Genomic DNA, 25,957 nt, shown 5'->3' with positions numbered 1-25,957 from the left:
GCTGATGGCCGATATCCTGACCCGCGCACAGCTGTCGCTCCTCGCCGCACTGCTGCAGACCGATGCCGCAAACCTGTCCAGCCTCGAGCGACTCGGCGCCGACGATCTCAAAGCCCTACGTGGCGCCCTCTCCGACGCCCTGTTCGACGAACAGGCCGAGGCCTTCGCACGCGTGAGCAAGCTGGCGCCACTGGTGCCAAATGCCTTGGTGGTTACCGTCGCTCATCGAGCAGTGCCGCCGGAAGTCGCGGGGCGCGTCGGCGGTGCAGTGGGACTGGCGCACGGAGACCGCGCCATCGGTGTCCTGTCCGGCATGAAGCCGGCCTACCTCGCCGACGCGGCGCCGTACGTCGATCCTCGCGTCATCCCGCACTTCGCCCCACGGCTGCCCGCCAAGCTGTTGATCCCGGCAGCGAAGGAGCTGCTGCGTCGGCGCGACTACCTGACGGCGTCGCGGTTCGTCGAATTCGCCACCGATGACCACATCGTGGCGTTCGAGCAGGCCATCGACGATGACGAAGGCATCATCCTGACCGGCGTCCTGGTATCGGACACCAAGGTCATGAACGACATCATGCGAGCGGCCGGACCGGGCCGATCGCTGCGGATGGCCCGGACGGCCGCGGAGGGCAAACCAGACGTGCTGGCCGCGCTGCTGTCGCTGCTGAACCGGATCGACCCCGCGCTCGCGAAGCCTGCGGTCACCGAACTGCTCGGGCACTCCGACGTCGATGTCGTGGTGCACGTACTCGAGGTGGCCATGGCCGAAGGCGTTGTTGTGGAGGCGCTCGAGCTTTCCGCCGTGCTGGACAGTGAAACCCGGGCCCGGCTCGCGGGCCTGGAAGCCTGGCAACGCATCGCCCGCGAAGCCGAGTCCTGGGCGCACGAGACTCCCGCCTGATCGGGCCGGTACGTTGAGGGGATCGTCGCACCGATTCCGTGGGAGGCAGCGTGGCACGCCGACTACCTGAGGGTCGTATTGCGCGGGGCGGGAAGTTGGGCGCCCTGGCCGCCAAACAAGCAGTGCGCGGTGGCCGAACCCGACTGTCCATGGTCGGCCGGTCGGAACGCGCCAAGGAGCTGCTGTCCGAGCGCGCCACCATCGAGATGGCCGAGAACCTCGTGACGGTGCTGGGGTCCATGAAGGGCGCCGCGATGAAGCTCGGCCAGATGCTGTCGGTGATCGAGTTGGACCTGGTGCCCGAATCACACCGGGAGCAGTTCCGGCAAAAGCTTGCCGCACTGCGTGATCAGGCACCGCAAGCGCCGTTCAGCGCCATGCGTGCAGTGATGGAAGCCGACCTGGGTTCGATGTCGGCCGCGTTCGCCGATTTCGACGAAAACCCCACGGCCGCAGCGTCAATCGGCCAGGTGTACCGAGCCCGGTTGCACGACGGCCGCGAGGTCGCCGTCAAGGTGCAGTACCCGGGTGTGGATCGGGCGATCCAGGCCGACATGCGCAACCTCGCGCTGCTGATGAAGCTCTGGCGGCTGTGGCCGTCGGCGAACACCGCGATGCTCGACGAGATAACCCGAAACTTCGAAAGCGAACTCGACTACCTGCGCGAAGCCGACACCCAGCACCTGGTGGCCGAGCAGTATCGCGGGCACCCGTTCATCGTCGTCCCCGACAGCGTGCCGCAGTTCTGTACGCCCCGGGTGCTGGTCACCGAATACCTCGACGCCGCGGGCTTCGATCACATGCGGACGCTTCCGGCTGCGGACCGCAACCACATCGGCGAACTGATCTACCGCTTCTACATCGGGTCACTGTTCACCAACCACGAGTTCTGCGGCGACCCACACCCCGGCAACATCATGCTGGCCGCCGACGGCCGAGTCGGCTTCGTCGACTTCGGGTTGTACAACCGCATGGATCCGGTCAACGTCGCGTTCGAGCTGGACTGCTTCCACACCGCCATCGAAGGCCGCGCCGACGACCTGTACCGCCTGATGCTCGACCGCGGCATCGTCGACGCGGAATCCGGTGTGACAGCGCAGGATTGCCTGGACTACATCTGGGCTGCGAGCGAATGGCACATGGTCGACGAGGACCTCACCATCACCCCCGAGCTGGCCACCGGTGCCGTCATGTCAGCAATAGACCCGCGCCAGACCGAATTCGCCGGGATGAAGCAGCAGATGCTGCCGCCCGAGCACGTCTTTTCCCGGCGCGCCGATTTCCTCACGTTCGGCACCCTCGGACATCTGCAGAGCACCAACAACTGGTACCGGATCGGCCAGGAGTGGTTCCTCGACGGCCCACCGGAGACCGAGATCGGCCGCGAGATCGCCCGCTGGCGCGCGAGCCGCTGACTTACTGGGCCACAACGCTTTCGGCGGCCATCACCTCGGCCGCGGCGCGTTCGCCCGACCGCACCGCGCCGTCGATCCAGCCGCACATGATGGCTGAGCTCTCGGTCCCGGCCCAATGGATCCGTCCGCACGGGGTGCGCAGCGCGTGGCCGAACTCGGTGAGCACGCCGGGCGGTGCGTGACTGATCATGCCGCCGCCGGAGTAGCGCTCGACGGTCCAGTTCTGCTCGTGGTAGCTGACCGGAGACGAGGCCTTCGGCCCGAACCGGTCGACCAGTTCGTTGATGACGACAGCCTTGCGTTCCGCCGGATCGAGCAGCCCGAGCTTGCGCGCGGCGGGGCCTTCGGTGATGACGCACATGATGCCCGGGGTACCGGTGTCCGTGCAGGCGTCGATGGTCAGGGTGGCCGGACTGCCCGGTGCGGCCGACTGCCCGCACAGACCGTCCGTACGCCAGAACGCCGTCTCATAGACGATCGAGATCTTGTACACGGCACCCCCGGGCATCCGCCGGTGCAGGAAGGTCCGGTCGACGGGAAGCATTGGTTCATAATCGATCTGGGTGGCGACGGCCAGCGGGACGGCGACGATCGCGTGCCGCGCACGGACCGTCAGCCGCGCCGAGTGCACCGTGACGCCGTCGTCGTCCTGCGCGATGAGGTCCACCGGCCGCGAAAGATGCAGCGCGTCACCGAGTTCGGTGGCCATGGGCCCGGAGATGGCTCCCATGCCACCGCGCACCCGGGCATCCTGCGCGCCGCCGGAGTTGGAGATGACGAACGTCGGTCCGCCACCCGAGCCCATCTGGTGCAGCGCCCACAGCAATGACGTCTCCGAAGCCGCCGAGGTGTAGATGCCGGCCATGGCCATGTCGAGCATCTCGCGCGCCTGGTGCGAGCGGATGTTCCGATGAAGCCACTCCCCCAAGGTAATTCGGTCCCATTCGGCGGCCTTCTTGGCCTCCCACGGAGCATCGAACGGAATCGCCTTGCACATCTGGCTGATCTCGAGCAGGCCGGCGCCGAGGTTCGCGATGGCCCATGGGCTCATCGCCCAGGGGATCGTCCCGGAGTACCGGTGCTTCTTGCCGTCGACGATCATCATGGCGTCGCCGTCGACGTACTCCTTGTATTCGCCGACCCCGTATTCGGCCATCAGCGCTTTGATGCGGTCCTGTCCCGGTCCGACCCACGCACCACCGCGGTCGATCCACGTCCCGTCCGGGAGCATCTCGGTGAAAGTGCGGCCCCCGACCCGGTCCCGGGCCTCCAGCAGGGCCACCGAATGGCCCGCCTGCTTCAGGCGCAGCGCCGCCGTCAACCCGGCGAAGCCCGCACCCACGACACAAAAGTCGACATCGGCCGCCATGAGAGTCGTCCCTTCGTTCGGACGTTCGGCGTAGCTCAAGTTACGCCGGACAACCCGCACGAAATCGGAATTGGCGAATTAATTGACGGCACCGCCAAGCCGCGTTGGGCTACATGGCCCCCGGCATGCCAGGCGGGCTCATCGAGCCGTCGACGTTGGGCACCATGGCCGGGGCCGGGATGCCGCCTTCTGCCGCGTTGTCTCCCGGAATGCCGTCGTCGGCCGGCGTGTTCCAGTCCCCGGCACTGCAGTGCGGTTCCCACGGCCAGCAGGCGGGAGCGGGCTGGATCGCCAGCGACGTGTGCGCCGGCGGGTTCGCGCCCAATAGGGCAACGGCCACCAGCCCGACGCCCGCGGCCAGCAGGCCACTCGTTCTCGACGCCATAGCAACCCCCAGTTCCCATCGTCAGATGCACCTGAAGCTACGCCGGCAAAGCGCACGAGTAGCAGGAATGCAGGAACTAGTCGCCCAGTGCGTCGACGACGCCCAGCGCGAGGTCCTTGGCGCACACCAACTCGGTGTCGTCGGCAAACAGTTCCCGCCGGGCATTACCGGCGTTGAGAAACGCATCGATCTTGAACGCGTCGACAGCTGGGTTCGTCGAGCCCGCGGCCGTCAGCTCGGTTTCCAAGAACGTCAGCCAGCCACGCTTGAGCTTCCTGACCTCGTCCGCTACCGGGCCGTCGCGGCGGCCGTATTCGGCCGTGGTCGCGGCGATGAAGCATCCGCCCCGGAACACCCCGGCGAGCAGGTAGTCGGTCCAGATGTCGATGAATGCGCGCAGTCGCGGCGCCCCGGGGGCGGCCTCATACACCTTGGCGAGCACGGTTTCGCGGTAGATGTGCCGTGCCTCGGCCACCGCGGCGATCTGAATGGCCTCACGATTTCCGAACACCGTGAGGATGCCGCTCTTGCTGACCCCAGTGGCTGTGGCCAACGCGCCCACCGTGATCGAGTCGAGCCCGTGCGTCGTCGCGATCATGGCCGCCTCACGAGCGACCTTCCGCCGCGTCGCGTCGCCGCGGGCGCGTCGCCCATCGAGCTGATCGTCGGTTGCCACCTCTGCATTTTATACGTTCGACTGGACGTAAATCTCTGCGATCGCTAGGCTCCAAAATGCGTCCGATCGGACGCTTAACTTCGCGATTGGGGTGCCCACATGACTTCGAATCCGCAACCGGTGCTCGAGGAGAGCGTCGATATTGCCGCCGATCCGGACACGGTGTGGACATTGGTCAGCGATGTCCGCCGCATGGCGGACTGGAGCCCACAGGTCGAATCAACCCGGCTGCGCAACGGTGCCGAGCAGGTCGCCGACGGCGTCGAGTTCACCAACCTGAACACCAATGGCAGCTTCCAATGGACGACCCACGGAACCGTGGTGCGGTTGGACAGTGGTCGCGAGATCGCGTTCCGGATCAAGGAGAACTGGGCCATCTGGTCCCTGCACGTGGAGCCCACCCCGGAGGGGACCAAACTGACGCAGCGGCGCGAGAGCCCCGACGGCAGCCCGGACGAGACGGTCCAGGTCATCGCCACCTACCTCGGCGGGCAGGACGCCTTCACCGAATCCATGCGCGAAGGGATGCGTCAAACGCTGCGGGCGATCAAAGCCGCCGCCGAGTAGTCAGCGGCTGACGTCGTAGGAATGGTGAACGACGTCGTGCAGGTGGTACAGCGAGATGGTCGCGATGGTGAATTCGCTTCCGTTGCTGCGCAATCCGCGGCGGCCCCAGGATTCGGCGGGCACGTTGGCATACGTGGTGGCGACGATGTTCGCCGCATCGAAGAGTTCCGTCGCGACGACGGCGGGGTCCTGCGACGGGTAGTCATCGGCGAGCGCCGTCTCGTCCTGGTCCCAGTTGGGGAACCGCGGATCGTCTTCCGTGAGCATCAACCGGACGCGGTGCTCGAAGATTCGGTGCACGTCGCGGACGTGGCACCCGTATTCCAGGGTCGACCACACGCCGGGCTGGGGTCGGGTCCTTACAGCGGGTGACGCGAGTCGGTGCACCCAGTCGGCGGCATCGTCGCGAATCCTGGCGGCGACGTCGGCGGGCTGCAGGGACGACGCATCGAAACCGCAGTCCGGGCAGGCGCGCGACAGCACCCACGTCCAGTCTTTGGTATCGGGTTCGATCGGGTCCGGTGTCGTCACGGCACCAGTGTCGCACTCACTCCGGTGCCGTGATTCAGATCGGTACGCCAGCGCGTCGGGATAGCCTCTACGGACTCATCCGGCGAATGGAAGGCAACCCGATGGCTCCGAGCACCCGTCCCACTGAGGGACCGGAGGTCGCCGTCACCACGACTGACGCCCCGATGCACCGCGAGCTGAAAAACCGGCACCTGCAGATGATCTCGCTCGGCTCGGCGATCGGGACCGGGCTGTTCCTCATCTCCGGTACGTCGGTGCAGACCGCGGGGCCGATCGTTCTCGTCGGGTATGCCATCGCCGGCATCGTGCTCTACGGGGTGATGCGGATGCTCGGCGAGATGGCCGTCGCGCATCCGGTGGCCGGGTCATGGTCGGCCTACGCGCGCGAATACCTCGGCAAGCCAGCGGGGTTCATCGCCGGCTGGAACTGGTGGTACGTCTGCGTCGTCGTCTGCATGGTGGAGTTGACGGCGGCCTCGGAGTTCATGGCTTTCTGGTTCCCCGGTCTGCCGCGCTGGATCACGACCGCCGTCTGTCTCGTGCTGATCACCGCCGCAAACATGATCAACGTCAAGGCATTCGGCGAGTTCGAGTTCTACTTCACGCTGATCAAGGTGACGGCCGTCATCGCCATGATCGGGCTCGGCATCGCGATCATCTTCGGCGCGGGCGACTACAACGTGCACGGCCTGCAAAACCTCTGGGCGCATGGCGGTTTCGCCCCGAAGGGGCTCGGCGCCTTTATGATCTCGCTGGTCGCGATCACCTTCTCGTTCGGCGGCATCGAGTCGCTGGGCACCGCCGCCGGCGAAGTCGAAGAACCCGCCCGCAACATCCCCCGCGCCATCAACCAGGTTCTGCTGCGAATCCTGGTCTTCTACGTCGGTGCCATCGGCGTCATGCTGATCATCTGGCCGTGGGACCAGGTGGGCACCGAGGGCAGCCCGTTCGTGCTGATGCTCGTCGGCCTCGGAATCGGCGGCGCCGCAACGCTGCTCAACGTTGTCGTGCTGACCGCCGCGTTGTCCGTCGCCAACGTCATGACCTACAGCAACGCGCGGGTCCTGTACGACCTCGCCGCCAGCGGCCAGGCCCCCCGGTTCCTCGCGCACACCAACAAGCAAGGCGTGCCCGTGCGCGCACTCCTGCTCAACTCCGGATTCGTCGCCGTGGCAGTGCTGCTGAACATCGTGCTCCCCGGCAAGGCCCTGGCGATCCTCATTCCCGTCGTGGTCGGCAGCGAACTGATCACCTGGAGCATCATCGTGCTGAGCCACCTGCGCTTCCGGGCCCGCGAGGGCGCGGGCGTCTTCAAGGCACCGTGGTCACCGATCACGAACTACCTGTGCCTCGGGTACTTCGCGCTCATCTACCTGCTGATGACCCAGGACCCGTCGTCGCACTCCGGAGCGATCGCGTTGCCTCTGTGGTTCTGCGCGCTGCTCATCGTCGGGTTCGTGCTGAGCAGAGTCAGGCGCTAGCGTCGGACCGGTGAAGGTGTCTCACTGCGCACGGCTGGCCGCCGTCGCGCTTGCCCTCGCGGCATGCGGGCATCCGACGCCGCCACCGGCATCCGTCACGTCACCGCCGGCCTCGCGCGCGGCTGCCGCGGCGCCGAGTCCCGTCCCGATACCGACCGTCGTCCCCGCCGGCCCGTTCGCTGCGGTCTCCCGCCTGGTCAATGACGCGATCGAGGCACATCGGTTGCCCGGCGCGGTGATTCAGATCGGGCACGCCGGGCAGGTCGTCTTCCGGCAGGCCTATGGTGCGCGCAGGCTCGGCGACGAACCCGGACTGGACGGGTCTGCGTCCCCGGCCGAGCCGATGACCGACGACACCATCTTCGATCTCGCATCGTTGTCGAAGAGCATCGCGACGACGGTGGCTTTCCTGCAACTGTACGAAAAAGGGTTGGTGCAGGTCGACGAGCCCATCCAGACGTATTTTCCGGAATTCAACGCCACCAACGACCCGCGGCGTGCCCAGGTGACAGTGCGGATGATGTTGACGCACACGTCCGGTACCGGCGGCGACCTCAGTCACCAGGGCCCGTGGGGGCTGACGAGTGCCGACAAGGCCGAGGGTATTCGTCGTGCGCTCACCGCGCCGTTGGAGTTCGGCCCCGGCGAGGGATTCCACTACTCCGACCTCAACTTCATCATTCTCGGCGCGCTGATCGAGAAGATCACCGGCGAATCTTTGGACAACTACGTGCAGGACAACGTCTTTGCACCGCTCGGGCTTGCCGATACCCGCTACCTCCCGGCCACCAAGGCCTGTGGCCCGCACCAAGTTCGCGGTACGGCAATCGTTTTCGAGGGCGTTCCCTCCGGTCCGTGCCCGGCTGGGACGTGGAGCACCGACCTGTTGGCGCGCGTCGCGCCGACGGCGCATGACGACGACACTCCAGGCATCAACCCTGACTTCGATCACCTGATCCGCGGGACGGTGCACGACCCGACGGCTCGACGCATGGGCGGCACCGGAGGGAGCGCGGGCGTGTTCTCGACGGTCGCCGACATCGGCCGCTACGCGCAGGCTCTGCTCGACCGTCTCGCCGGCCGCCCGAGCCCGTTCCCACTCCAACAGGCGACCGCGGAGTTGATGGCGACTCCGCAACAGCCCGGGCACACGGCGTCGCAAGTTGAGGCGGCGAATGCCGCAAGTCGGTACGCCATCGAAAAGCACCCCAACACAACGGATCCGCTGCTCGCGCCGAATTACCCGGCGATCCCGGGGCAGGAGCTGCGCAGCTTCGGCTGGGACATCGACACCGAGCATTCTCGACCGCGCGGCATGGTGTTTCCCGTCGGCAGCTTCGGCCATACCGGCTTCACCGGCGTCACCCTCTGGATCGACCCTGAGTCCGACACCTACGTGGTGGTGCTGGCGAACGTGATCCACCAACGCGGCGGTCCGCCCATCGCGCGGCTGAGCGGCGACATCGCCACGGAGGCCGCACGGGCGCTGCGGCTCTACGGGAACTGACGCCGCCAGAAGCGCGCCGAAATCACCGCCACCGCAGGAGAATGCGTGGGTGACCTCAATCTCCGGCGCGAACAGATTCTGGATCAGCTTAACCGCGGGCCTCGGCGTCGGCCTGGCGACCGGGCTGCTGTTGCAGCGTTGGCCCGTCGGCCTGCTGGCGGTCGTCATCGTCACCGCGGCGTGCTATGTCTCATGGGCGCTCGTGGCGCTCTGGCGGATGGGCCCCGAGCAGACAAAGGAGCACGCGGGTGAAGCCGACGTCGACGACGAGATCGGCGATCTGGTCCTGTTCCTCATCCTGACGGCCAGCCTGACCTCCATCGGAATCCTCCTGTTGTCCGCCAACGACGCGGACAAGGCGTCGTACGCAGGCATGTCGCTGGCCGCGATCCTCGCGACGTGGGCGTTGCTCCACACCATGTACACGGCGCGCTACGCCCGCATCTACTACGACGACGAACCCGGCGGAATCGACTTCAACAGTCCCGATGTCGATCCGCAGTACAGCGACTTCTACTACTTCTCGTTCAACCTCGGGATGACCTACCAGGTGTCCGATACCGACGTCACGAGCTCGCAGATTCGGGCCGAAGTCCTCCGGCACTGTCTCTTCAGCTACATCTATGGCACCGTGATCATCGCGTGCACGATCAATCTCGTGATCAACCTCGTCGGCTGAATCCTCCGCTCGCCGATCAACGCGCGGCCGCCTTCACGACTCGGCCGAATCCGGTGTCCTGCATCCAGCATCCGGTTGTCGTCGGTGCAGTCACGACATACCGCCGACGGCGATGTCCTCAATCGCAACCACAGATCGGGTCGAACAACCATGAATACCAACCGAATTACCAATGGCGCCGAACGGGCGCTCCTCGAGAACATGCTCGACCGCAACCGCGAGGCACTCATCGCGACGGTACGAGGTCTGCCCGAGGCCGAGGCCCGTCAGCGGCGCGTGGCGTCGCTGACGACTCCGATCTCGTTGATCAAGCATGCGGCGGCCGCGGAACGAATCTGGTTTCAGCGGTTCTGGGCGGGGCTCGATGAGGCTGACTGCGACGGCTACTCCAACCGAGACGAAGGCACGTTCGCGGTCTCCGACGACGAGTCGCTGCCCGACGTGATCGCCGAGTTCGAGCGCGCCAGCCGACGGTCGCGGGAGATCGCCGGGCGCTTCGCCCTGGACGACACCCTGGACATCCCTCGCGAAGGCACGGTGAGCATGCGATGGACCCTGCTCGCGATGATCGAAGAGTTCGCCAGGCACGCTGGTCACGGCGACATTCTGCGGGAGCAGATCGAGCAACCGGTGCAACGCTGATCGCCAGGTCGGAGTCATCACGGCGCGCCGACGGGAACTGTTCAGTAGTCTGCCGCCTGTGCCCAGTAGGCCCTACCTGAGGATCGACCTCGCGACGGTGCGCAGGAACGTTGCTGCGTTGCGCGGTGCGCTGCCCACGGCCGAGATTCGGTACGCGGTGAAGGCCAATCCGGCAGAACCCGTCCTCCGGCTCCTCGCCGACCTTGACTGCACGTTTGACGTCGCGTCCGTCGGCGAGATCGACCTGTGCGCGGCGGCCGGGGTCGACGGCGCCCTGATGACGTTCGGGAACCCGCTCAAGAAGCCCGCCGAGGTCGCGTACGCGTTTGCGCGGGGCGTGCGGCGTTTCACGTTCGACACCGCAGCCGGCTTGGAGGCGATCGCCGAGAACGCACCCGGGTCGAGCGTCGAATGTCGCATCGCACCGGCGTTCCCCTCGTCGGTGACACCGTTCGGGCACAAGTTCGGCTGCGCACCGGACGAGGCGGTGGGGCTGCTGAGCCAGGCTGCCCGGTTGGGTCTGCGAGGGGACGGGCTGGCCTTCCACGTCGGCTCACAGCAGCTCGACCCGGGAGCGTGGGAGATCGGCATCCGTTGCGCACGTGATGTTTTCGACGCTGTACCCGGCATGGCCACGCTCAATCTTGGCGGCGGAATCCCGGTCTCGTACGATTCGCGCGTGCCCAGCGTCCGGGTCGTGGGCGACGCCATCGCCGACGCACTGGAGCGCCATTTCCCGGCGCTCCCCCACATCGTCATCGAACCGGGACGCGCGATCGTCGGGTCGGCGGGCACGCTCTACTGCGAAGTGGTGTCGGTGCGGACCGGCACCGATGGCCGCCGCTGGGTATACCTGGACATCGGGCGCTATGGCGGGCTCGCCGAAACCGAGAACGAATACATCCGGTACCGGCTGCGCACCAGCCGCGATGGTGATCCCGTCGACGACGCCGTCGTCGCCGGCCCCACGTGCGACGGCGACGACGTGCTGTATCGGCGGTATCCGCTGCCCGTGACGCTACGTCCGGGCGATCTGGCCGAGATCGAATCGGCCGGCGCGTATACGACGAGCTATTCGTCGTCATTCAATGGATTTGCGTTTTTGGCAACAGAATTCGTGGAGGTCGATGATGCAGTCACAACCGGGTAGCAGCTTCGCGGGCTGTCACGTGCTGGCCGAATTCTCTGGCGTCGATCGCGAACTGGCCAACGATCGCGTGCGGCTGCGCCACCTACTGCGCACCGCGGTCGAACGCGCCGGAGCCACTGTGTGCGACATGGTGGACAAGCGTTTCGAGCCGCACGGCGTGACGGTGCTGGCGTTGCTCGCTGAGTCGCACGCCTCGATCCACAGTTACCCGGAGCGCGGCGCCATGTTCGTCGACGTCTTCACCTGCGGCGAGTCCGCCGACGCCGAGGAGGCCGTCCGGCTGCTGCGCCACGCTGTCGGCGCAGCAGATGCTCACGTCCACACCGTGTTTCGCGGCGCCGGTAAGCAGATCGTCGAGCCGATGGCACCCGGCATCGTCCGCACCTGGCAGCTGACCGACGTGCTGTGTGACGTCCACACCGAGTTCCAGCATCTGGTGATCGGCCAGACGGAGCAGGGCATTTCACTGTTCAGCGACTCGGACCGGCAGAGCACCGAATTGAGCCAGCTCGTCTATCACGAAGCTCTGATGGTGCCGGCGATGCTGCTGGCCGAGGCGGTCGATCGGGTACTGATCATCGGCTCCGGTGAGGGCGTGGCCAGCCAGATGGCGGTCGCTGCCGGCGCCACCCACGTCGATCACGTCGACATCGACCGCGACGCCGTCCGGCTCTGTGCCGAACATCTGCCCTACGGTTACACCCCCGCTGAATTGGCAAGCGCAGAAGCCGGACTCGGCCCCGTCACGGTGCATTACACCGACGGATACGAGTTCGTCGCCAACCACACCGGCCCCCGCTACGACGTCGTCGTCATCGACCTGCCGGACGAACGACCCGAGCCCGCCCAACACAACCGCCTCTACGGCGCCGATTTCATGAAGCTGTGCGGCGACATCGGCGCCATCGTGGTCGGCCAGGCGGGCTGCCCCACGCTCTGGCGCAACGAGACGCTCATCCGATCGTGGGAGCGCTTCGGCGAAACCTTCGCCACCGTGGTCTATTTCGGCAGCGACGAGCACGAGTGGGCGTTCCTGTCGGGAACCACCGGGGTGCTCGAGGATCCGCTCGGCACGATGACGGCACGGCTGGAGACACTCCCGTACCGGTGTCAGACGATCGACGCGCAATCGCTCGCAGCCGCCGTTACGCCGCCGATCTCGCTGCGGGAGAATAGGATCGGCGCGGCCGGGTAGTGTTGGCTCCCATGCGACTCGCTGCAACCACGTTGGCCTTGGCAGGTGCGCTCACGCTGCTCGGACCGATGCCATCCGCGTCCGCCGATGCGGCGAGCCCCTTCGATGTTTCTGATCCGGCGGTCGGCCGGCTTGATCCGGCCTTGTTGGCAGCGGTCCAGCATGCGACGACCGCGGCGGCCGCCGAGGGGATCCCCATGACGATCACCTCCGGCTGGCGCTCTCCAGAGTTCCAGCAGCAATTGCTCGACGACGCGATCCAGACCTACGGCAGCTACAACGCCGCGCGGCAGTACGTCCAGACGCCGCAGCAGTCCAAGCACGTCAGCGGCCAGGCCGTCGACATCGGCGGCCAGAGCGCCGACAAGTGGCTGATCGCCAATGGTGGGCGCTTCGGCTTGTGTCAGATCTACGCCAACGAACTCTGGCATTTCGAGCTGGCCACCGATGCCCACGGGGACTGCCCTCCGTTGCTACCCAACGCCGCCAGCTGATCCGCTGCTCGATTCCGGCGTCGTGGTGGCTGCAGGTGCCCGCGCGCCGGTAAGGCCAAGTGCCACAGTGATTTCCAATACCGCATCTGGATCGTCGAGCCGCTCGCCGTAGAAGTCGCGCAGCTGGGTCATGCGGTAACGCACCGTCTGCGGGTGCACGAACAGCGACTCGGCGACGGCGTCTCGGCGGCCGAGGTGCAGGACCCAGGCCCGTAGCGTTTCCTCGAGCCGTTCGGCTGTGCTCGGTCGCAGCCCGGCGAGCGGCGCCAGCACGCGCCGACGCAGGTCGTCGACGGCGTCGTGGTCGGCGCTGAGCACCAGGTCGACGAGGTGTTCTTCGGTGTCGATGACACTGGCGCCACCTGCCACCAGGGTCCGGGTGCGCATCGCGCGCAGGTAGGAGGATTTCACCTGCCACCACTGACGCGAAGGTCCGACGATCACGCGGCTGCCGGTCATGGCGTCGAGGACCCGCTGCCGCTGCTGACCGTCGGCGTCGGGGACGAGCACCACGGCCAGCGATTCACCGGCGTCCACCTCAGACACGTCAAGACTCGTGTGGAGGGTTTCCTGGGCGAAAAGGACGGACAGCTTGCGGGTGTCGACCTCGGGCAGCAACACCGCGCTCAGCGTCCTCGGCGGCTTCCAGTCGGCCTGCTCGGCACTGGCGAGCAGCTGGTTCATCGGCGCGCCCGCCAGCAATTCCGCGGCGAGCCGGTCGAGGTGGCGTTGCCGGACCCGGCCGGCGGCGGCGAGTTCATCGGCGTGGCCGGACACACTGGCCGCCGACAGTTCGTCGATGAACGCGAACACCATTTCGGCGAACCTCGCCGTGGTCGCCGCAGAGAGTCCGGCTGCGACCGCGGTGGCCGAGAGCTCTCGCCACGACACCCGAGCGCCGACCCGGTAGGCCGACAGCAGCGCATCGATCGACCGGCCGGTGCGGGCCTCACCCCGGCCCAGGTCGTAGGCACCGTCAAGCGCCGGAGACAGCCTCGGCCCCGGATCGGTGTCGTGGGACCGGGTGGTCAGACGCAGGAACGCTCCCAGTGCCAGCTGTACCGCGTTCTCGATGGTCTGCCCCATCGGGCCGCTGAACGCGTCGGTGTAGCTCGGCACCTCGGCCGTGACCGCCGCGACGGTCCGCTCCGCCATCTGAGGCAACACCCCTTCCAGTGCCCGGACTATCTCCTCATCGAGGTCCAGGCCACTGAATCGGGCAGCGGGATCCGTCATAACTGTTCTTTCCGAACAAATTGCTCCGGATCTATCACCCTCCCAGCATAGGACTTTGTACCGCCTGCTCATGGAAGCTAAGAGCATGACCACGACATCAGTTCGCCCGACCGCTGCAGGATTGCGCCGGCGTGTGCTCGAGCTGGCCGAGCGGATCACCACCCCACTGCTGCCCGGCGACTACCTCGACCTCGTCGCACCCCTGCGTTCCGGAGCCCCGCTGCGCGGCCGGATCACCGCTGTACATCCCGAGACGCGCGACTGCGTCACCGTGACGATCAAGCCCGGCAGCGGATGGCAATCGCACATCCCCGGCCAGTACGCCCGAATCGGGATCGATGTCGACGGGGTACGCCAGTGGCGCACCTACTCGCTGACCTCGCACACCGATCGCCCCGATGGGCACATCGCGATCACCGTCAAAGCCATCACAGACGGAACGGTCAGCAACTACCTGGTGCATCGCGCCACTGTCGGCACGCTGGTGCACCTCGACCAGGCCGCCGGCGACTTCGTCCTTCCCGCCGCTGCGCCGGACAAACTGCTGTTCGTCGCCGCCGGCAGCGGCGTCACCCCGATCATGGGCATCCTGCGCAACCTCGCCGACAGCACGGACTCCGACGCGGTGGTCGTGCTCTGCGCGCCGACGCCCGACGACATGATCTTCGCCGGCGAGCTGCGCGAACTGGCTGCGCGCGGCCGGATCCGGCTGATCGAGGTCCACACCGCCACCGACGGCCGGCTTGACGTGACGCGCCTGCAGGAACTGGTCGGCGACCTCACCGGGCGCCATACCTGGGCGTGCGGACCCGCCGGACTACTCGATGCGCTGCAACAGCATTGGACCGCAGCCGGCATGGCCGACCGGTTGCACACCGAACGGTTCCGCGCCGAAATCCTCGCCACCGGCGACGGCGGCACCGTGACATTCAGCAAGAGCGGCACCACCACCGAGGCCGCCGGAGATCAGACGCTGCTCGACACCGGAGAGGCCGCCGGCGTCCTGATGCCCTCGGGCTGCCGGATGGGCGTGTGCTTCGGCTGCGTCGTCCCCCTCCGCCGCGGAGCAGTGCGCGACGTGCGCACGGGCGACCTCACCACCGCCGTCGAAGGCGACGGCGTCGCAATCCAAACCTGCATCAGCGCAGCCGCCGGCGCCTGCGATATCGACATCTGATCGAAAACTGCCTTCACACAAGGAGTTACGCCATGACCGCAATCCAACGCAAACTCAACAACCCCGTCGCGCACCTCTCTGAGGCCGACATCGAGAACATCGGCATCGAACTCGACGCGATCCGCGCCAACGTCATCGCCAGCCGCGGCGAACAAGACGCCGCCTACATCCGCAAGGTCATCGCCGGCCAGCGCAAGCTCGAGCTGACCAGCCGCGCCGTGCTGTTGTTCTCGCTGTTCCCGCCGGCATGGATCGCCGGCACCGCCGGGCTCGCCGTGTCGAAGATCATCGACAACATGGAAATCGGCCACAACGTGATGCACGGCCAGTGGGACTGGATGCGCGACCCGAAGATTCACTCCACGACGTGGGAATGGGACAGCGCGTCGCCCGCCGCGATGTGGAAGCACTCGCACAACGAGCTGCACCACACGTACACCAACGTGCTCGGCAAGGACCAGGACCTCGGCTACGGCATCATGCGCGTCGACGAAGATCAGCGGTGGAGTCCCTTCTACCTGATGCAGCCGCTGACCAACTTCATCAACGCCTGCTTCTTCCAATACGGCATCGCCGCGTACGACCTGCAGATCGGCCGCTACCTCAAGGGCAAGACCGACAAGGAAGAGTTCCGCCGTCAGGGCAAGGAAGTGCTGGCCAAGACCGGCCGCCAGGCGCTGAAAGACTATGTCCTGCACCCGCTTCTGTCGGGACCGTCGGCACTGACCACGCTCACCGCGAATCTGACGGCCAACCTCATCCGCAATTGGTGGACCCACTCGGTCATCATGTGCGGACACTTCCCCGAAGGCGTCGAGACGTTCGAGAAGGCGTCCATCGAGGGCGAAACCCGCGGCGAGTGGTACCTGCGGCAGATGCTCGGCTCGGCCAACATCTCCGGCGGTCGGTGGATGCACTTCATGACCGGCAACCTGTCGTTCCAGATCGAGCACCACCTGTTCCCCGATCTGCCCAGTAATCGCTACCAGGAGATCGCGCCGCAGGTCGCCGAACTCTTCGAGCGCTACGGGCTGACCTACACCAGCGGCTCACTGCCGCGACAGGTTGCGTCGGCGTGGCGGAAGGTGTTCCGGCTCTCCCTGCCCAACCGATACGCGACGATGCGCTTGCCGCGCCTCCGGTTGCGGCGGGCACCGGCAGCCACGCCGGAGCTGGCAGCAGCCGCGTAATTCTGTTGTTACCGTGAGCTATTCACTTCATCAGTGAGTGCCTGGGCTTCCTCGCAGGACAACGCGCCGTAGATGGTGCTGCCTACGGTTACCGACGCCTATGCCGCGGATTGCAGTCACTATGTGACCGCAATCCGCGGCGTAAGCGCCTTCAGGAAGCAGCGTCGCGACCGACGGTGACGGTGCAGGCCATGACGTCGGGTGGCCCGTCGCAGGTCAACGGATGTGCCCGCCCAGCGAGGCCGTGATCAGCGCTGGTGGCGTGTAGGAAGCGAACAAGTTGGCCCGTTCTTGGAGGGTCAAATTCCGTCGGGCCCACAGGCGTCGAAATCCCTGTCGCGCCAATGCAATCCACGAAGGTAGCAGCGAAGTCGTCATTTCGTGGTGGTGACGTGCAACCATGACCATTGAGAATCTCCTTGATGTGAGGTGGAACGGCCGTCTGTCAGATTCAGTCGAAACCGTTCAGGGACAGTGATGTTCGTTGGCGGTTTGGGCTGCTCCGAGCCGGTCGTAGACCTGCCACCAGATCGCTTCGTGAGCGCTTGCCGACAATCGGCCGTGATCACGCAACATGTCCGCGGCCCGGAGCTTGCCCACCAGTACTTTCAGCTCGGCGTACTCCGCTTCGAATTGTTCGTCTGGTCGGCCGGCGAACCGTGTGACGCACCGTGTCCGAATCTGAGCGTGCGAGCGTGCGACCCGGGCGAAGAGTGCGACCCCAACTCCCAGCCACACGACGGTGGGAATGACGAACTGCAGCCACGATGTTGCGGCGCCAAGCAGCAGAAGGGAAAACAACCACAGGACGGTGCCCCACGTCGGCCAGGCCCGCCACGCGCGCAGCCATCGGCGCTCGACATTGTCGATGCCGGGTGGGTACACAACCAGCCAATAGCGTGTGACGCCGTAGCGGGTGGGTGAGACGCTCAACGACCCCCACATGTGGTCGCCGTCCAGCAGGCGAGTCCACCACCGCCTGGAGGCAGGCGTCCAACTGGGCAGCGGCTGGGGCCAGCGATCACCGCCGACCCAGTAGCGCGGGTTCTCCATGTATGTCGGTCTACTCGCTCGGCGGAGCGGCGGACGGGATGCTAACGGAATCCGTACACGGCTGACGACCTTCTTTACAGAAAGCGTCCATCTCCTGCCGCACCAGACGTGGCAGCTGAATCGATCCTCCGCGCCAACGCCACGAATGGCGCGCGCTGAACCGCGTCACTGGTGCCCGGTGCCTCCGGATGCCACTGCACCGCAAGGACCCATCCGTCGGCGGCCTCGAACGACTCGATCAGGCCGTCGGCCGCGTAGCCCGTCGCCACCAGCCCGGCGCCCAGCGATGCGATGCCCTGGTGGTGCGCCGACGCCACGACGATCCGGTCAGCGTCATGTGCGGCTTGGACTCGACTGCCGGCCGCGAGAGCAAGCGGATGCCACCCGAACACCTCACCGGCGGTGACGCTCTGGTGCGGGACTTCGCCTGGTACCAGGTCGATCTGGAGATCACCGCCCCTAGCGACGTTCAGTACCTGCGCTCCACGACAGATGCCGAGCACCGGCAAGCCGGCGTCCTGTGCCCGTGCCGCCAAGGTGAAGTCGAGTTCGTCCTGCTCGTCGTTGACGTCGTACACCGCAGCGGTAGTGACCTGCCCATAGCGACGCGGGTTGATGTCGCCGCCACCGGGCAGCACGAGTCCACTGACGCCGGACAGTGCGACGAACGGGTCGTCGACCACCAGTGGCGTCAGCCCGGCATCGGCGACCAGATCGACAATCCGGTCGAAGAGCTCATTCGCCGCGACGACCCGTGGGTCGTCTCCCAGTGAGAACCGGCGGGGCACGACGACAACCGGTCCGGCCACTCCTGTCGCCACGGGATCAGAAGTATCCGGAGTTGGGCGGAAGCGCGCCGTTGACGACGAAATCTCCTGTCGCCCAGGCCTTGTAGGCGAGCGGGTTGTGGCTTGCGATGGTTCGCGCATTGCGCCAGTGCCGGTCCAGGTTCAGTGTTCGCGCGGTGGCCGACGCACCGCCGGTGTCGAACAGCCGCTGCGCGGCGTCGAGAGTGAGTCGTTCCGCGACGAGTTGGGCCTTCGCCACCTCGATCGCGGCTTCACCGATGGCGCGCTGATCGTCGATCTGCCCGGCGTCCACCACGCGATCCAGCGCCTCCGCGGCGTGGAGGGTGACCGCCGTGGCCGCCGACGTCCAGGCCGCGATCTCCCCAACTGCCTGCAGGATGAACGGATCCTGCGTCGCTGCGGGGTTGAGCGCATGTGCCGCAGGGCGCGCCTTGTTCTGGACGAACCAGATGGCATCGCGCAGGACGCCGTTGGCAATTCCCACTGCCACCGCAGTCAGGTACAGCTGCAGGAAAGTCTGGCTGTGGGCGAGCCGGTGGTCCTCAGGGACCAGCGAGACCTCATCGTCGTAGACCGGCACGGCATCGAATGTTGTTGCACCGCTGGCGGTCAGTCGCTGTCCGAAGCCGTCCCAGTCGTCGTACAGCGTCACGCCTTGCCGATCGACGGGAATGATCGCGTGCACTTCGCGACCATCTTCCCGTTCGGCGGAGACCGCGATCAGATCCGCGTACAGGGTTCCGGTCGAGTAGAACTTCTTGCCGTCCAACCGATACCGACCGTCACCGGTGGAACGCAATGTGGTGCCGACTGCCGCCGGGGACGCGCCTACCGCTTCGGTGATCGCGTTGCCGACGATCTTTCCGCCGAGGACTTCGGGGAACCACTGGGCGCGCAGACCTTCATCGCCCCGGTTGCCCAGGAGCCGTTCCACGAATCCGAAATGGGCACGGAGCGCCTGCGCCACGTTGGAGCTGGCCTGCGCAATGTCGATCACCGTCTCGACGACGTCGACGATGGAACCGCCTGGGCCGCCGTACTCCTGGGGGATCCGCAGTGCCAGTACTCCAGTGTCGGCGATCGCCCGAGTCGACTCGTGGTGCAACGTGCGGTTCAGTTCATGGTGGGCGTCGTCGCCGCCGAGCTTTTTGACGACCGACGCCAACAGCGACCGCCGGTCAGCGACGGAGCCTACGGCCAACGCCGTAACAGTCATGGGGTTTCCTTCTCAGCTCATCGAAACAGGGGCAGGATGTGGGTCGCGAAACGTTCCATCTCGGTTTCCAGAGGCTGAAACTGCAACATGAACAGGTCGATACCGAGATTGGCGAACGTCGTGATCCGTTCGGCCACTTGCTCGTAACTGCCGATGAGGCCGGCCAGGGTGCCGCCGTTGGTGCCCACCCGCGCAACACCTTCATGCACCTTGAACATCGCGGTGGCGGGATCGGCTCCAGCGGTGCGGTCCCGTTGCCCCTCCCCGCCGACGAGACTTTGCAAGTACCGGAACTCGTGCTCCGCCTCCTCCGCCGACTCTCGGGCGATCACAAATGCAGACAAGCCAAACTGCAAGGGGTCCGGCTTGTTCCGTTCACGACGCCGCATGTCATCGATGAGGTCTGCGGCATCCTGTGGCGGGCGTCCGTTCAGGAAGAAGACGTCGGCCTGCGCGGCCGCCAAGGCGCGCGCCGCTTCGGATTCACCGCCGAGGTACACCCGGGGTGTGCGCTCGAGTGCCGGCCGCAGCTGAGCACCTGCCGCCACGGCTCCGTCCAGTCCCGACTCGATGGCATCGCCACGCCACAGCCGGCCCACGACGTCGAGCCATTCGCGGGAGTATTCGTAGCGGTCGCCGTGGGTGACGTCCCCGAGGCCGATCGCCTCCAGTTCAGGGAGGAACCAGCCGCTGACGAGGTTGATGGCCAATCGGTCGGCGGCGATTTCCTCAATGTTGGCAACGGTTTTCGCGAAGACCAGCGGATTGAACAGCAACGGTTTGATGGCGCCGATCAGCTCGACCCGGCTGGTGGCCTCGGCGAGCCCGGCCAGCGTCGACCAGGTTTCCAGCACATCGTGTTCAGCGCCACCAGGATGGAGCACGTGTTGGGCCACCAACGTTGAATCGAAGCCCAGCTCTTCAGCCCTGACGATGAGATCGCGCGTCCGCCGGTAGCTGGCGTCGGGAATCTCGGTGGGATGCGTTCTGGCGCCCCAGGTTCCGTATACGGGCGCCCAGACCCCGAATCGGGGCGCGGCCAGTATGGCGGTCATGAATTCTCCAGGTAGCGCCGGAACTCCCAGTCAGTGACCGCACTGGAATACTCATCCCACTCGCTCTGTGCGATCTCGGCAAAGTCATGCACGGAGTCCGCGCCCAAGATGTCCACGATGGCGTCATCGCTACGCGCCAGCGCGATGGCGACGCCAAGCGATTCAGGTAGCCGCACCCCCACGTCGTAGAGGTTGCCGGTCAGTGGTTCGGGCGGATTGCGTCTGGCTTCCAGGCCCGCCACGACAGCAGCCAAAGCGGATGCGATGAGCCAGTACGGGTTTGCGTCGGACGCGCCCGTACGCAGCTCGATCCGGGTGGCCTGCGGCGTCGACTCCAGAAGGGACCGGACCGCGGACGTCCGGTTGTCCCGACTCCACGTCAAGGTTGCGGGGGCGAACGATCCGGGGACGTATCGGCGGTACGCGTTGACCGAGTGCGCCCCGAACAGCGTGATCGACGGCAGGTGTTCGAGCAGGCCGGCGATGGCATGGAGGCTGACCTGGCTCTCGGTACCGTCGGCGCCGGCGAGGACCGGCTCGCCATCTCGCCACAACGAGATGTGCAGGTGCGCAGAGCTTCCGGAGTGCTCGGAGAACGGTTTGGGCATGAACGTGGCCAGTTTGCCGTTGCGGCGGGCGATCTCCTTGACCGCGTACTTGAGCCGAGCGCTGTTGTCGGCGGCATCGAGTGCGTCGCTGTAGACCAGGTTCGCTTCGACCTGCCCGGGACCGTATTCGGTGAGCAAGCCCTCCAGTGAGGTGAACGAGCGCAACACCGAATAGAGCTCGCTGAGTAGGGGTTCGAGAGTGTTGGCGTTCTGCAGCGAGTAGGCGTGGACGTCGTTCTGGAAGATCGATCCGTCGGGGTTGAGCAGATAGAACTCGAATTCGGCGCCGACCTTGGCCGTGTATCCGAGTGCCTCGAGACGCTCGATGACCCGCCGCAAGACACCGCGCGGATCGAGCGGTGACGGCGTCCGGTCGTGGGTGACGATGTCGGAGATGACGTGTCCCACGCCCGGCCGCCACGGCAGCTCCCGGAAGGTGCTCAGGTCGGGAACCGCGAAAGCGTCCGGGTAGCCCGTGTTCCAGTTGGTCGACCGGAGGCTTTCGATGACTCGCGCGTTGGAGTTCCACGCGAGCGCGCCATCGCAGAAGCCGAACCCGGATGTTTCGGCGCGACCGCGGAACTGGTCGGCGGGCACCCGCTTGCCCAGCGCGTGGCCGAACTGATCACTCCACGCCACCTCGACCTCGGTGATGACTCCGGAGTCGAGCAGATCGACAACGCTCCTGTGCCGCTGGTCCGCTGCGGCTTCGGTGGTCACAGACATCTCAGCCCTCCGCTCCGACCGGGGTGGGCAACTCTGCTCGGGCGCGGCGGTAGCCCAGCACGGCGCCGCCCACGAAACCCACTACGAGCACCAGGATTACGGCCAGCGCCAGACCCGATGAGCCGCCGACCAGATCCTTGAGGTTCACCAGGATGAGCCCAAGGAAAGCGACCAGCCCGGCCAGGCCGAGGGCGGGGGCCACTCGGACGCGCCAGACCGAATAGTGCCGTCGGTCCTTCGCGAAGAATGCCAGCACCGCCGCACTCGTCAGCACCATCAAAACCAGCACACCGACCGTGGTGATCCCGGACAGCCAGGTGTAGAACTCCGTGCTCGGGTCCAGCTGAGTCACCGTCGCGACGCCGATGACCGCGAGGATCAGGGCCGACAGGGCCAGCGACGCGACATGCGGCGAGCCGTGGCGGACGTGCGGCCGGCTGAACGCAGCGGGCAGCACACCTCGTCCGGACAACGCGAAGAGATAGCGGGACACCACGTTATGGAAGGCCAAGATGCAAGCGAAGAGGCTGGTGACGAACAGAACTTGAATGACGTCGGCTCCCACCACACCCAGGTAGCGCTGCGCGGTATCAACGAGCATGGTCCCACCCGAATTCGTCGCGCGCTCAACGGCTTCGCGATCACCCCACGCCGAGATCAGTGCCCAACTCGACACCGCATAGAAGATGCCGATCACGGCCAGCGCGAGGTACGTCGCATAGGGAATGGTGCGGTCCGGATCGCGAGCCTCATCCCGGAAGATGGCCGTCGCCTCGAATCCGAGGAACGAGATGATCGCGAAGAGCAGTCCGATTCCTGGTGCCCCCGAGGCGATCTGCGCCGGGTTGAGCAATCCCGTCGACAGTCCATGGTCGCCGCCGCGGCCGATGATGACCGCGTCGAGGACAACGACGATGGCGATCTCGGCGACAAGAAGAACCGCGAGTACTCGACTGGAGAGCTCGATGTTGCGATAACCGAGGTAGGTGATCACCGCCAGCCCGGCCAGCGCCCACACCGGCCACGGCAACTGCGGTACGCCGACCAAGCTCAACAATCCACCGAGCTGCGGCCCCAACAAGCCGTAGACGGCAGCCTCCATCGAGGCGTACGTGAGGATCGCCACGAAGGCAGCGCCGATGGCCGCAGTGACCCCAAAGCCCTGCTGCACATACGAAAAGAACGCGCCCGCCTCGCGAACGAAGGGCGTCATCGCCGTGAAGCCGATGGCGAACAGCAGCAGCACGACGGTGGCAATGACGAACGTGGCCGGGAACCCGGGCCCGTTGCCGGTGGCGATCCCCAACGGCACCGGTCCCCCGATGACGCCCAGCGGAGCCGCGGCGGCCAACACCATGAAGACGATGGCCGGAATTCCCAAATTCCCGCGTAGGCGCTGAGCGACGGCAGGAGGCCCACCGCCGGTACGCACCGCAGTATGTTCGACCGCCATGGCCGGACCCCTCACTATTCGGCGAATATTGTTGTATGCAAAAGCTATTGGCCATCGCTGGCCAGCTCCAGCCGGCGGGACACCGGCGCTGACATTGCGTCACATGCGGTAACACTCGGCACGTCAGATTCGGGATTGGGTCGGTAGTCTTCGAGACAACGCGCCGTGCGCGCATCAGCCAAAGGGGTTGTCCGTGGGGACCATTCGATCGATACATGGCGGGGGCCGCGTCCTACGCGTGGGCGCGACCCCGGTACCGCACGCCGAAATCCTGGACCACGTCCGCCCTGCGCTGGCACGCGACGGAATCGACCTCCACATCGAAGTGTTCGATACCTTCGACGAACCGAACCAGCACCTGGTCGCCGGGGCGATCGACGCCAACTTCTTTCAGTACCTGCCATTCCTCGACGAATTCAATGCCTCGTCGGCCCAGCGGCTGGTCGCTGTCGCACCGGTACACATCGAACCGTTCGCGCTCTATTCGGAATCGATTGCCGCCGTTGGCGAGGTGCCACAATACGCACAGGTCGCGCTGCCCGGCGATCCCGCGAACGTGGGGCGGGCATTGCGCATCCTTCATGACCTGGGCCTGGTCACCCTGCGTGACGACGAACTGTCCATCCCCGACATCGACTCGATCGCCGAGAATCCAAAACGGTTGCTGTTCAAGGAAATCGCCAGTGCCCAGCTGGCCGATGTCCTCGCGGACTTCGATCTGGTGTTCCTCTTCGGCAATTACGCCATGGACCGCCAGATCGACCTGCAGTCTGCCCTCTACTGCGATCGCGCGAATCGCGGCTATGCCGAATACCTGGTCGCGCGACCGGACAACCATCAGAGCGAACCCATCAGAATGTTGGCCCAAGCCTTGCAATCAGATTCCGTACGATCGTTCATCGCCCGGTCGTACGGAGACCTCGTCGTGCCGGCGTTCTGACGATCAGGCAGACCGGATCGGACGCTGATCCCGGAACCGCGTCGAAGGCTGCGGATCAAAGCGATAGCCCTTGCCCCGGACAGTCGTCAACGTCAGGGCATGCACACCCAGCTTCACCCGGAGTCGTCGCACATGGGTATCGATGGTCCGCATCGAGGCGAACCCCGCGTCCCACACGTTTTCGATCAGCTCTTCTCGCGAGACGATCCGCCGGGGATGTTGCGCCAGATATGCCAGCAGTTCGAATTCTTTGTACGCCATCGCGATCAGGCGACCGTCGGCGCTGACCTGCCGGGTGGTTCGGTCGATGACCAATCCACCTATCGGCGCCGGTGGAGCACTACGAGCCGGGCCCGCGGCGACGGCCGACTTCTCCACCCGGGCGCCAGGCACCCGGTACGCGAGATACGCGCTGAACTCATCCATCAGGGTCGTCACCTGCGCCAGCGCATCGCCGGACGTGGTGGGCAGCTCCACCGTCAGCACCAGCTGCGATGCCCGGACAGTGCGGCCCTGATACATCCACTCTCCCTTGTCGATCCGGGCTCAAGTGTCCGCGAGGAAGGTCGCCATGGACATCGTTAGCGTCACTCTGAATCGAAGCGAGCCGTCGCGTTGACCGATGAAACAGTCCGGTCACGATCTGAACTCAGCAAGGACCGGCCACAACTTTCACATCTGTCGCATTGTTAACATCTCGAGATGCAGGACTTCCCGGAGACCACCGGCCTTCGGCGCCCGTTCTCGCGACGTGACGCGCTGCGCTATGCCGGCGCCGCATCGGCGCTGGCCGGCCTCGGCGCAGCAGGGCTCGGCATACCGACGGCGTCAGCCGCCGCTCCCACGCTGATCGACTTCGCCATGAAGCAGATTCCGGCGCAAGACATTCGGGCCGCAGGCCACGCCGGCGTCGTCAACTACGTCTCGACGTCGCGCCCCGGCTCGACCATGGGCGCCAAGCCGATCACCCTGCCCTACGCCAAGTCCCTGACCGCGGCGGGACTGGCGATCGTGAGCAACTATCAATACGGCAAGCCGGGTGGGACCGCGCCGTCGGACTTCACCCGCGGATATGCGGGCGGCGTCGCCGATGCGCGCACCGCCTGGCAGCTGCACACCGCGGCAGGCGGCGGCCAGAGCGCACCGATCTTCTTCTCCGTCGACGACGACATCAACCGCGAAACGTGGAACAACGTTGCGTTGCCGTGGTTTCGGGGCATCAACTCGGTGATCGGTGCGCAGCGCACCGGCGTCTACGGCGGCATCAACACGTGCCAGTGGGCCGCGGCCGACGGTGTCATCGGCCGCTCGACCACGCCCGGTCACGTGTGGGCGTGGCAGACCCGATCCTGGTCCGGCGGAAAGATCTACCCGGCCGCCGTGATGTACCAACGCATCGTGAGCACCGCGTCGAACCCGGGCCCGGTCGTGGGTGGGCTCGAAGTCGACGTCAGCGACGCCCTGGCCTCCGACGTCGGGCAGTGGAACCTGCATCCGTGAGG

The 25,957-nt window shown here is 66.1% G+C and carries 26 protein-coding genes; 14 read left to right on the top strand and 12 right to left on the bottom strand.

The genetic code is table 11. The features are described 5' to 3' along the window. Nucleotides 1-4 precede the first annotated feature (4 nt). Both A7G45_RS06370 and A7G45_RS06365 read left to right on the top strand, forming a co-directional pair. Nucleotides 5-901, top strand: a complete 897-nt coding sequence (locus A7G45_RS06370) for a hypothetical protein (protein WP_260935028.1) — start codon at nucleotides 5-7, stop codon at nucleotides 899-901. 50 nt (nucleotides 902-951) lie between these two features. Then, a complete protein-coding gene (locus A7G45_RS06365; protein ID WP_260935022.1) occupies nucleotides 952-2,316 on the top strand; it encodes an ABC1 kinase family protein in 1,365 nt (454 codons plus the stop codon). Nucleotide 2,317: 1 nt separating this feature from the next. On the opposite strand, the gene A7G45_RS06360 is transcribed toward A7G45_RS06365, so the two are convergent. From A7G45_RS06360 to A7G45_RS06350, 3 genes are all read right to left on the bottom strand, one after another. Further along, complete coding sequence (locus tag A7G45_RS06360) at nucleotides 2,318-3,685, bottom strand: flavin monoamine oxidase family protein (protein WP_260935020.1); 1,368 nt, start codon at nucleotides 3,683-3,685, stop codon at nucleotides 2,318-2,320. A 109-nt stretch (nucleotides 3,686-3,794) separates the two neighbouring features. Beyond that, complete coding sequence (locus A7G45_RS06355) at nucleotides 3,795-4,070, bottom strand: hypothetical protein (protein ID WP_260935018.1); 276 nt, start codon at nucleotides 4,068-4,070, stop codon at nucleotides 3,795-3,797. Between the two features lie 76 nt (nucleotides 4,071-4,146). Beyond that, nucleotides 4,147-4,746, bottom strand: coding sequence for a TetR/AcrR family transcriptional regulator (locus tag A7G45_RS06350; RefSeq protein WP_260935016.1), 600 nt, complete (start codon nucleotides 4,744-4,746; stop codon nucleotides 4,147-4,149). 99 nt (nucleotides 4,747-4,845) lie between these two features. Between A7G45_RS06350 and A7G45_RS06345 the strand changes: the two genes are divergently transcribed. After that, nucleotides 4,846-5,313, top strand: a complete 468-nt coding sequence (locus A7G45_RS06345) for an SRPBCC family protein (protein ID WP_260935014.1) — start codon at nucleotides 4,846-4,848, stop codon at nucleotides 5,311-5,313. Here A7G45_RS06345 and A7G45_RS06340 read toward each other — a convergent pair whose 3' ends face one another. Continuing rightward, nucleotides 5,314-5,844 carry a DinB family protein gene (locus tag A7G45_RS06340; RefSeq protein WP_260935011.1) on the bottom strand — a complete coding sequence of 177 codons (531 nt, stop codon included), beginning with the start codon at nucleotides 5,842-5,844 and terminating at the stop codon, nucleotides 5,314-5,316. It abuts the gene before it with no gap. A 101-nt stretch (nucleotides 5,845-5,945) separates the two neighbouring features. Between A7G45_RS06340 and A7G45_RS06335 the strand changes: the two genes are divergently transcribed. The 7 genes from A7G45_RS06335 (at nucleotide 5,946) to A7G45_RS06305 (ending at nucleotide 12,992) form a co-directional block, all read left to right on the top strand. Further along, nucleotides 5,946-7,325, top strand: coding sequence for an amino acid permease (locus A7G45_RS06335; protein ID WP_260935008.1), 1,380 nt, complete (start codon nucleotides 5,946-5,948; stop codon nucleotides 7,323-7,325). A 148-nt stretch (nucleotides 7,326-7,473) separates the two neighbouring features. After that, complete coding sequence (locus A7G45_RS06330) at nucleotides 7,474-8,832, top strand: serine hydrolase domain-containing protein (RefSeq protein ID WP_377041987.1); 1,359 nt, start codon at nucleotides 7,474-7,476, stop codon at nucleotides 8,830-8,832. 58 nt (nucleotides 8,833-8,890) lie between these two features. Further along, entirely contained in the window at nucleotides 8,891-9,511 is a 621-nt protein-coding gene (locus A7G45_RS06325) for a DUF1345 domain-containing protein (RefSeq protein ID WP_260938016.1), read from the top strand. A gap of 150 nt (nucleotides 9,512-9,661) precedes the next feature. Beyond that, nucleotides 9,662-10,153, top strand: a complete 492-nt coding sequence (locus A7G45_RS06320; protein ID WP_260935002.1) for a DinB family protein — start codon at nucleotides 9,662-9,664, stop codon at nucleotides 10,151-10,153. A 58-nt stretch (nucleotides 10,154-10,211) separates the two neighbouring features. Beyond that, nucleotides 10,212-11,303 carry a type III PLP-dependent enzyme gene (locus tag A7G45_RS06315; RefSeq protein WP_260935000.1) on the top strand — a complete coding sequence of 364 codons (1,092 nt, stop codon included), beginning with the start codon at nucleotides 10,212-10,214 and terminating at the stop codon, nucleotides 11,301-11,303. Then, nucleotides 11,284-12,498, top strand: coding sequence for an adenosylmethionine decarboxylase (gene speD / locus A7G45_RS06310; RefSeq protein ID WP_260934996.1), 1,215 nt, complete (start codon nucleotides 11,284-11,286; stop codon nucleotides 12,496-12,498). Before A7G45_RS06315 ends, speD begins: the two co-directional genes overlap by 20 nt. Before the next feature lie 11 nt (nucleotides 12,499-12,509). Continuing rightward, a complete protein-coding gene (locus A7G45_RS06305; protein ID WP_020099757.1) occupies nucleotides 12,510-12,992 on the top strand; it encodes a M15 family metallopeptidase in 483 nt (160 codons plus the stop codon). On the opposite strand, the gene A7G45_RS06300 is transcribed toward A7G45_RS06305, so the two are convergent. After that, nucleotides 12,972-14,228, bottom strand: coding sequence for a PucR family transcriptional regulator (locus A7G45_RS06300; protein WP_260934993.1), 1,257 nt, complete (start codon nucleotides 14,226-14,228; stop codon nucleotides 12,972-12,974). The genes A7G45_RS06305 and A7G45_RS06300 overlap by 21 nt on opposite strands. An 85-nt stretch (nucleotides 14,229-14,313) precedes the next feature. Between A7G45_RS06300 and A7G45_RS06295 the strand changes: the two genes are divergently transcribed. Then, nucleotides 14,314-15,405, top strand: coding sequence for a ferredoxin reductase (locus A7G45_RS06295; protein WP_260934989.1), 1,092 nt, complete (start codon nucleotides 14,314-14,316; stop codon nucleotides 15,403-15,405). A 32-nt stretch (nucleotides 15,406-15,437) separates the two neighbouring features. Next, entirely contained in the window at nucleotides 15,438-16,595 is a 1,158-nt protein-coding gene (locus A7G45_RS06290; RefSeq protein WP_053854948.1) for a fatty acid desaturase family protein, read from the top strand. A gap of 465 nt (nucleotides 16,596-17,060) precedes the next feature. Here the strand turns inward: A7G45_RS06290 and A7G45_RS06285 are convergent, their stop codons facing one another. The 6 genes from A7G45_RS06285 to A7G45_RS06260 form a co-directional block, all read right to left on the bottom strand. Then, nucleotides 17,061-17,648 carry a DUF6611 family protein gene (locus A7G45_RS06285; RefSeq protein WP_260934983.1) on the bottom strand — a complete coding sequence of 196 codons (588 nt, stop codon included), beginning with the start codon at nucleotides 17,646-17,648 and terminating at the stop codon, nucleotides 17,061-17,063. 74 nt (nucleotides 17,649-17,722) lie between these two features. Further along, a complete protein-coding gene (locus A7G45_RS06280) occupies nucleotides 17,723-18,469 on the bottom strand; it encodes a gamma-glutamyl-gamma-aminobutyrate hydrolase family protein (protein WP_260934980.1) in 747 nt (248 codons plus the stop codon). A 4-nt stretch (nucleotides 18,470-18,473) separates the two neighbouring features. Then, nucleotides 18,474-19,673, bottom strand: a complete 1,200-nt coding sequence (locus A7G45_RS06275; protein ID WP_260934978.1) for an acyl-CoA dehydrogenase family protein — start codon at nucleotides 19,671-19,673, stop codon at nucleotides 18,474-18,476. Between the two features lie 17 nt (nucleotides 19,674-19,690). Beyond that, a complete protein-coding gene (locus tag A7G45_RS06270; protein WP_260934974.1) occupies nucleotides 19,691-20,728 on the bottom strand; it encodes an LLM class flavin-dependent oxidoreductase in 1,038 nt (345 codons plus the stop codon). Then, entirely contained in the window at nucleotides 20,725-22,062 is a 1,338-nt protein-coding gene (locus A7G45_RS06265) for a glutamine synthetase family protein (protein WP_260934971.1), read from the bottom strand. The genes A7G45_RS06270 and A7G45_RS06265 overlap by 4 nt, the downstream gene beginning before the upstream one ends. 1 nt (nucleotide 22,063) lies before the next feature. Further along, the gene (locus tag A7G45_RS06260) at nucleotides 22,064-23,515 is read right to left on the bottom strand and encodes an APC family permease (protein ID WP_260934968.1); all 1,452 of its coding nucleotides are present in this window, start codon (nucleotides 23,513-23,515) and stop codon (nucleotides 22,064-22,066) included. 193 nt (nucleotides 23,516-23,708) lie between these two features. On the opposite strand from A7G45_RS06260, the gene A7G45_RS06255 reads away from it, so the two are divergent. Then, nucleotides 23,709-24,455: a MetQ/NlpA family ABC transporter substrate-binding protein gene (locus A7G45_RS06255; protein ID WP_260934964.1), complete on the top strand. Its 747-nt coding sequence runs from the start codon at nucleotides 23,709-23,711 to the stop codon at nucleotides 24,453-24,455. A 3-nt stretch (nucleotides 24,456-24,458) separates the two neighbouring features. On the opposite strand, the gene A7G45_RS06250 is transcribed toward A7G45_RS06255, so the two are convergent. Further along, nucleotides 24,459-24,977, bottom strand: a complete 519-nt coding sequence (locus A7G45_RS06250; protein ID WP_260934961.1) for a winged helix-turn-helix domain-containing protein — start codon at nucleotides 24,975-24,977, stop codon at nucleotides 24,459-24,461. Nucleotides 24,978-25,157: 180 nt separating this feature from the next. Here A7G45_RS06250 and A7G45_RS06245 point away from each other — a divergent pair, with 180 nt between their 5' ends. Next, a complete protein-coding gene (locus tag A7G45_RS06245; RefSeq protein ID WP_260934958.1) occupies nucleotides 25,158-25,955 on the top strand; it encodes a DUF1906 domain-containing protein in 798 nt (265 codons plus the stop codon). The last annotated feature ends 2 nt before the right edge of the window (nucleotides 25,956-25,957 follow it).

Origin of the sequence: Mycolicibacterium llatzerense, from assembly GCF_025331195.1 — a bacterium.
Lineage (GTDB): Bacteria > Actinomycetota > Actinomycetes > Mycobacteriales > Mycobacteriaceae > Mycobacterium > Mycobacterium llatzerense.
This window is presented reverse-complemented; position numbering and strand designations above follow the sequence as displayed.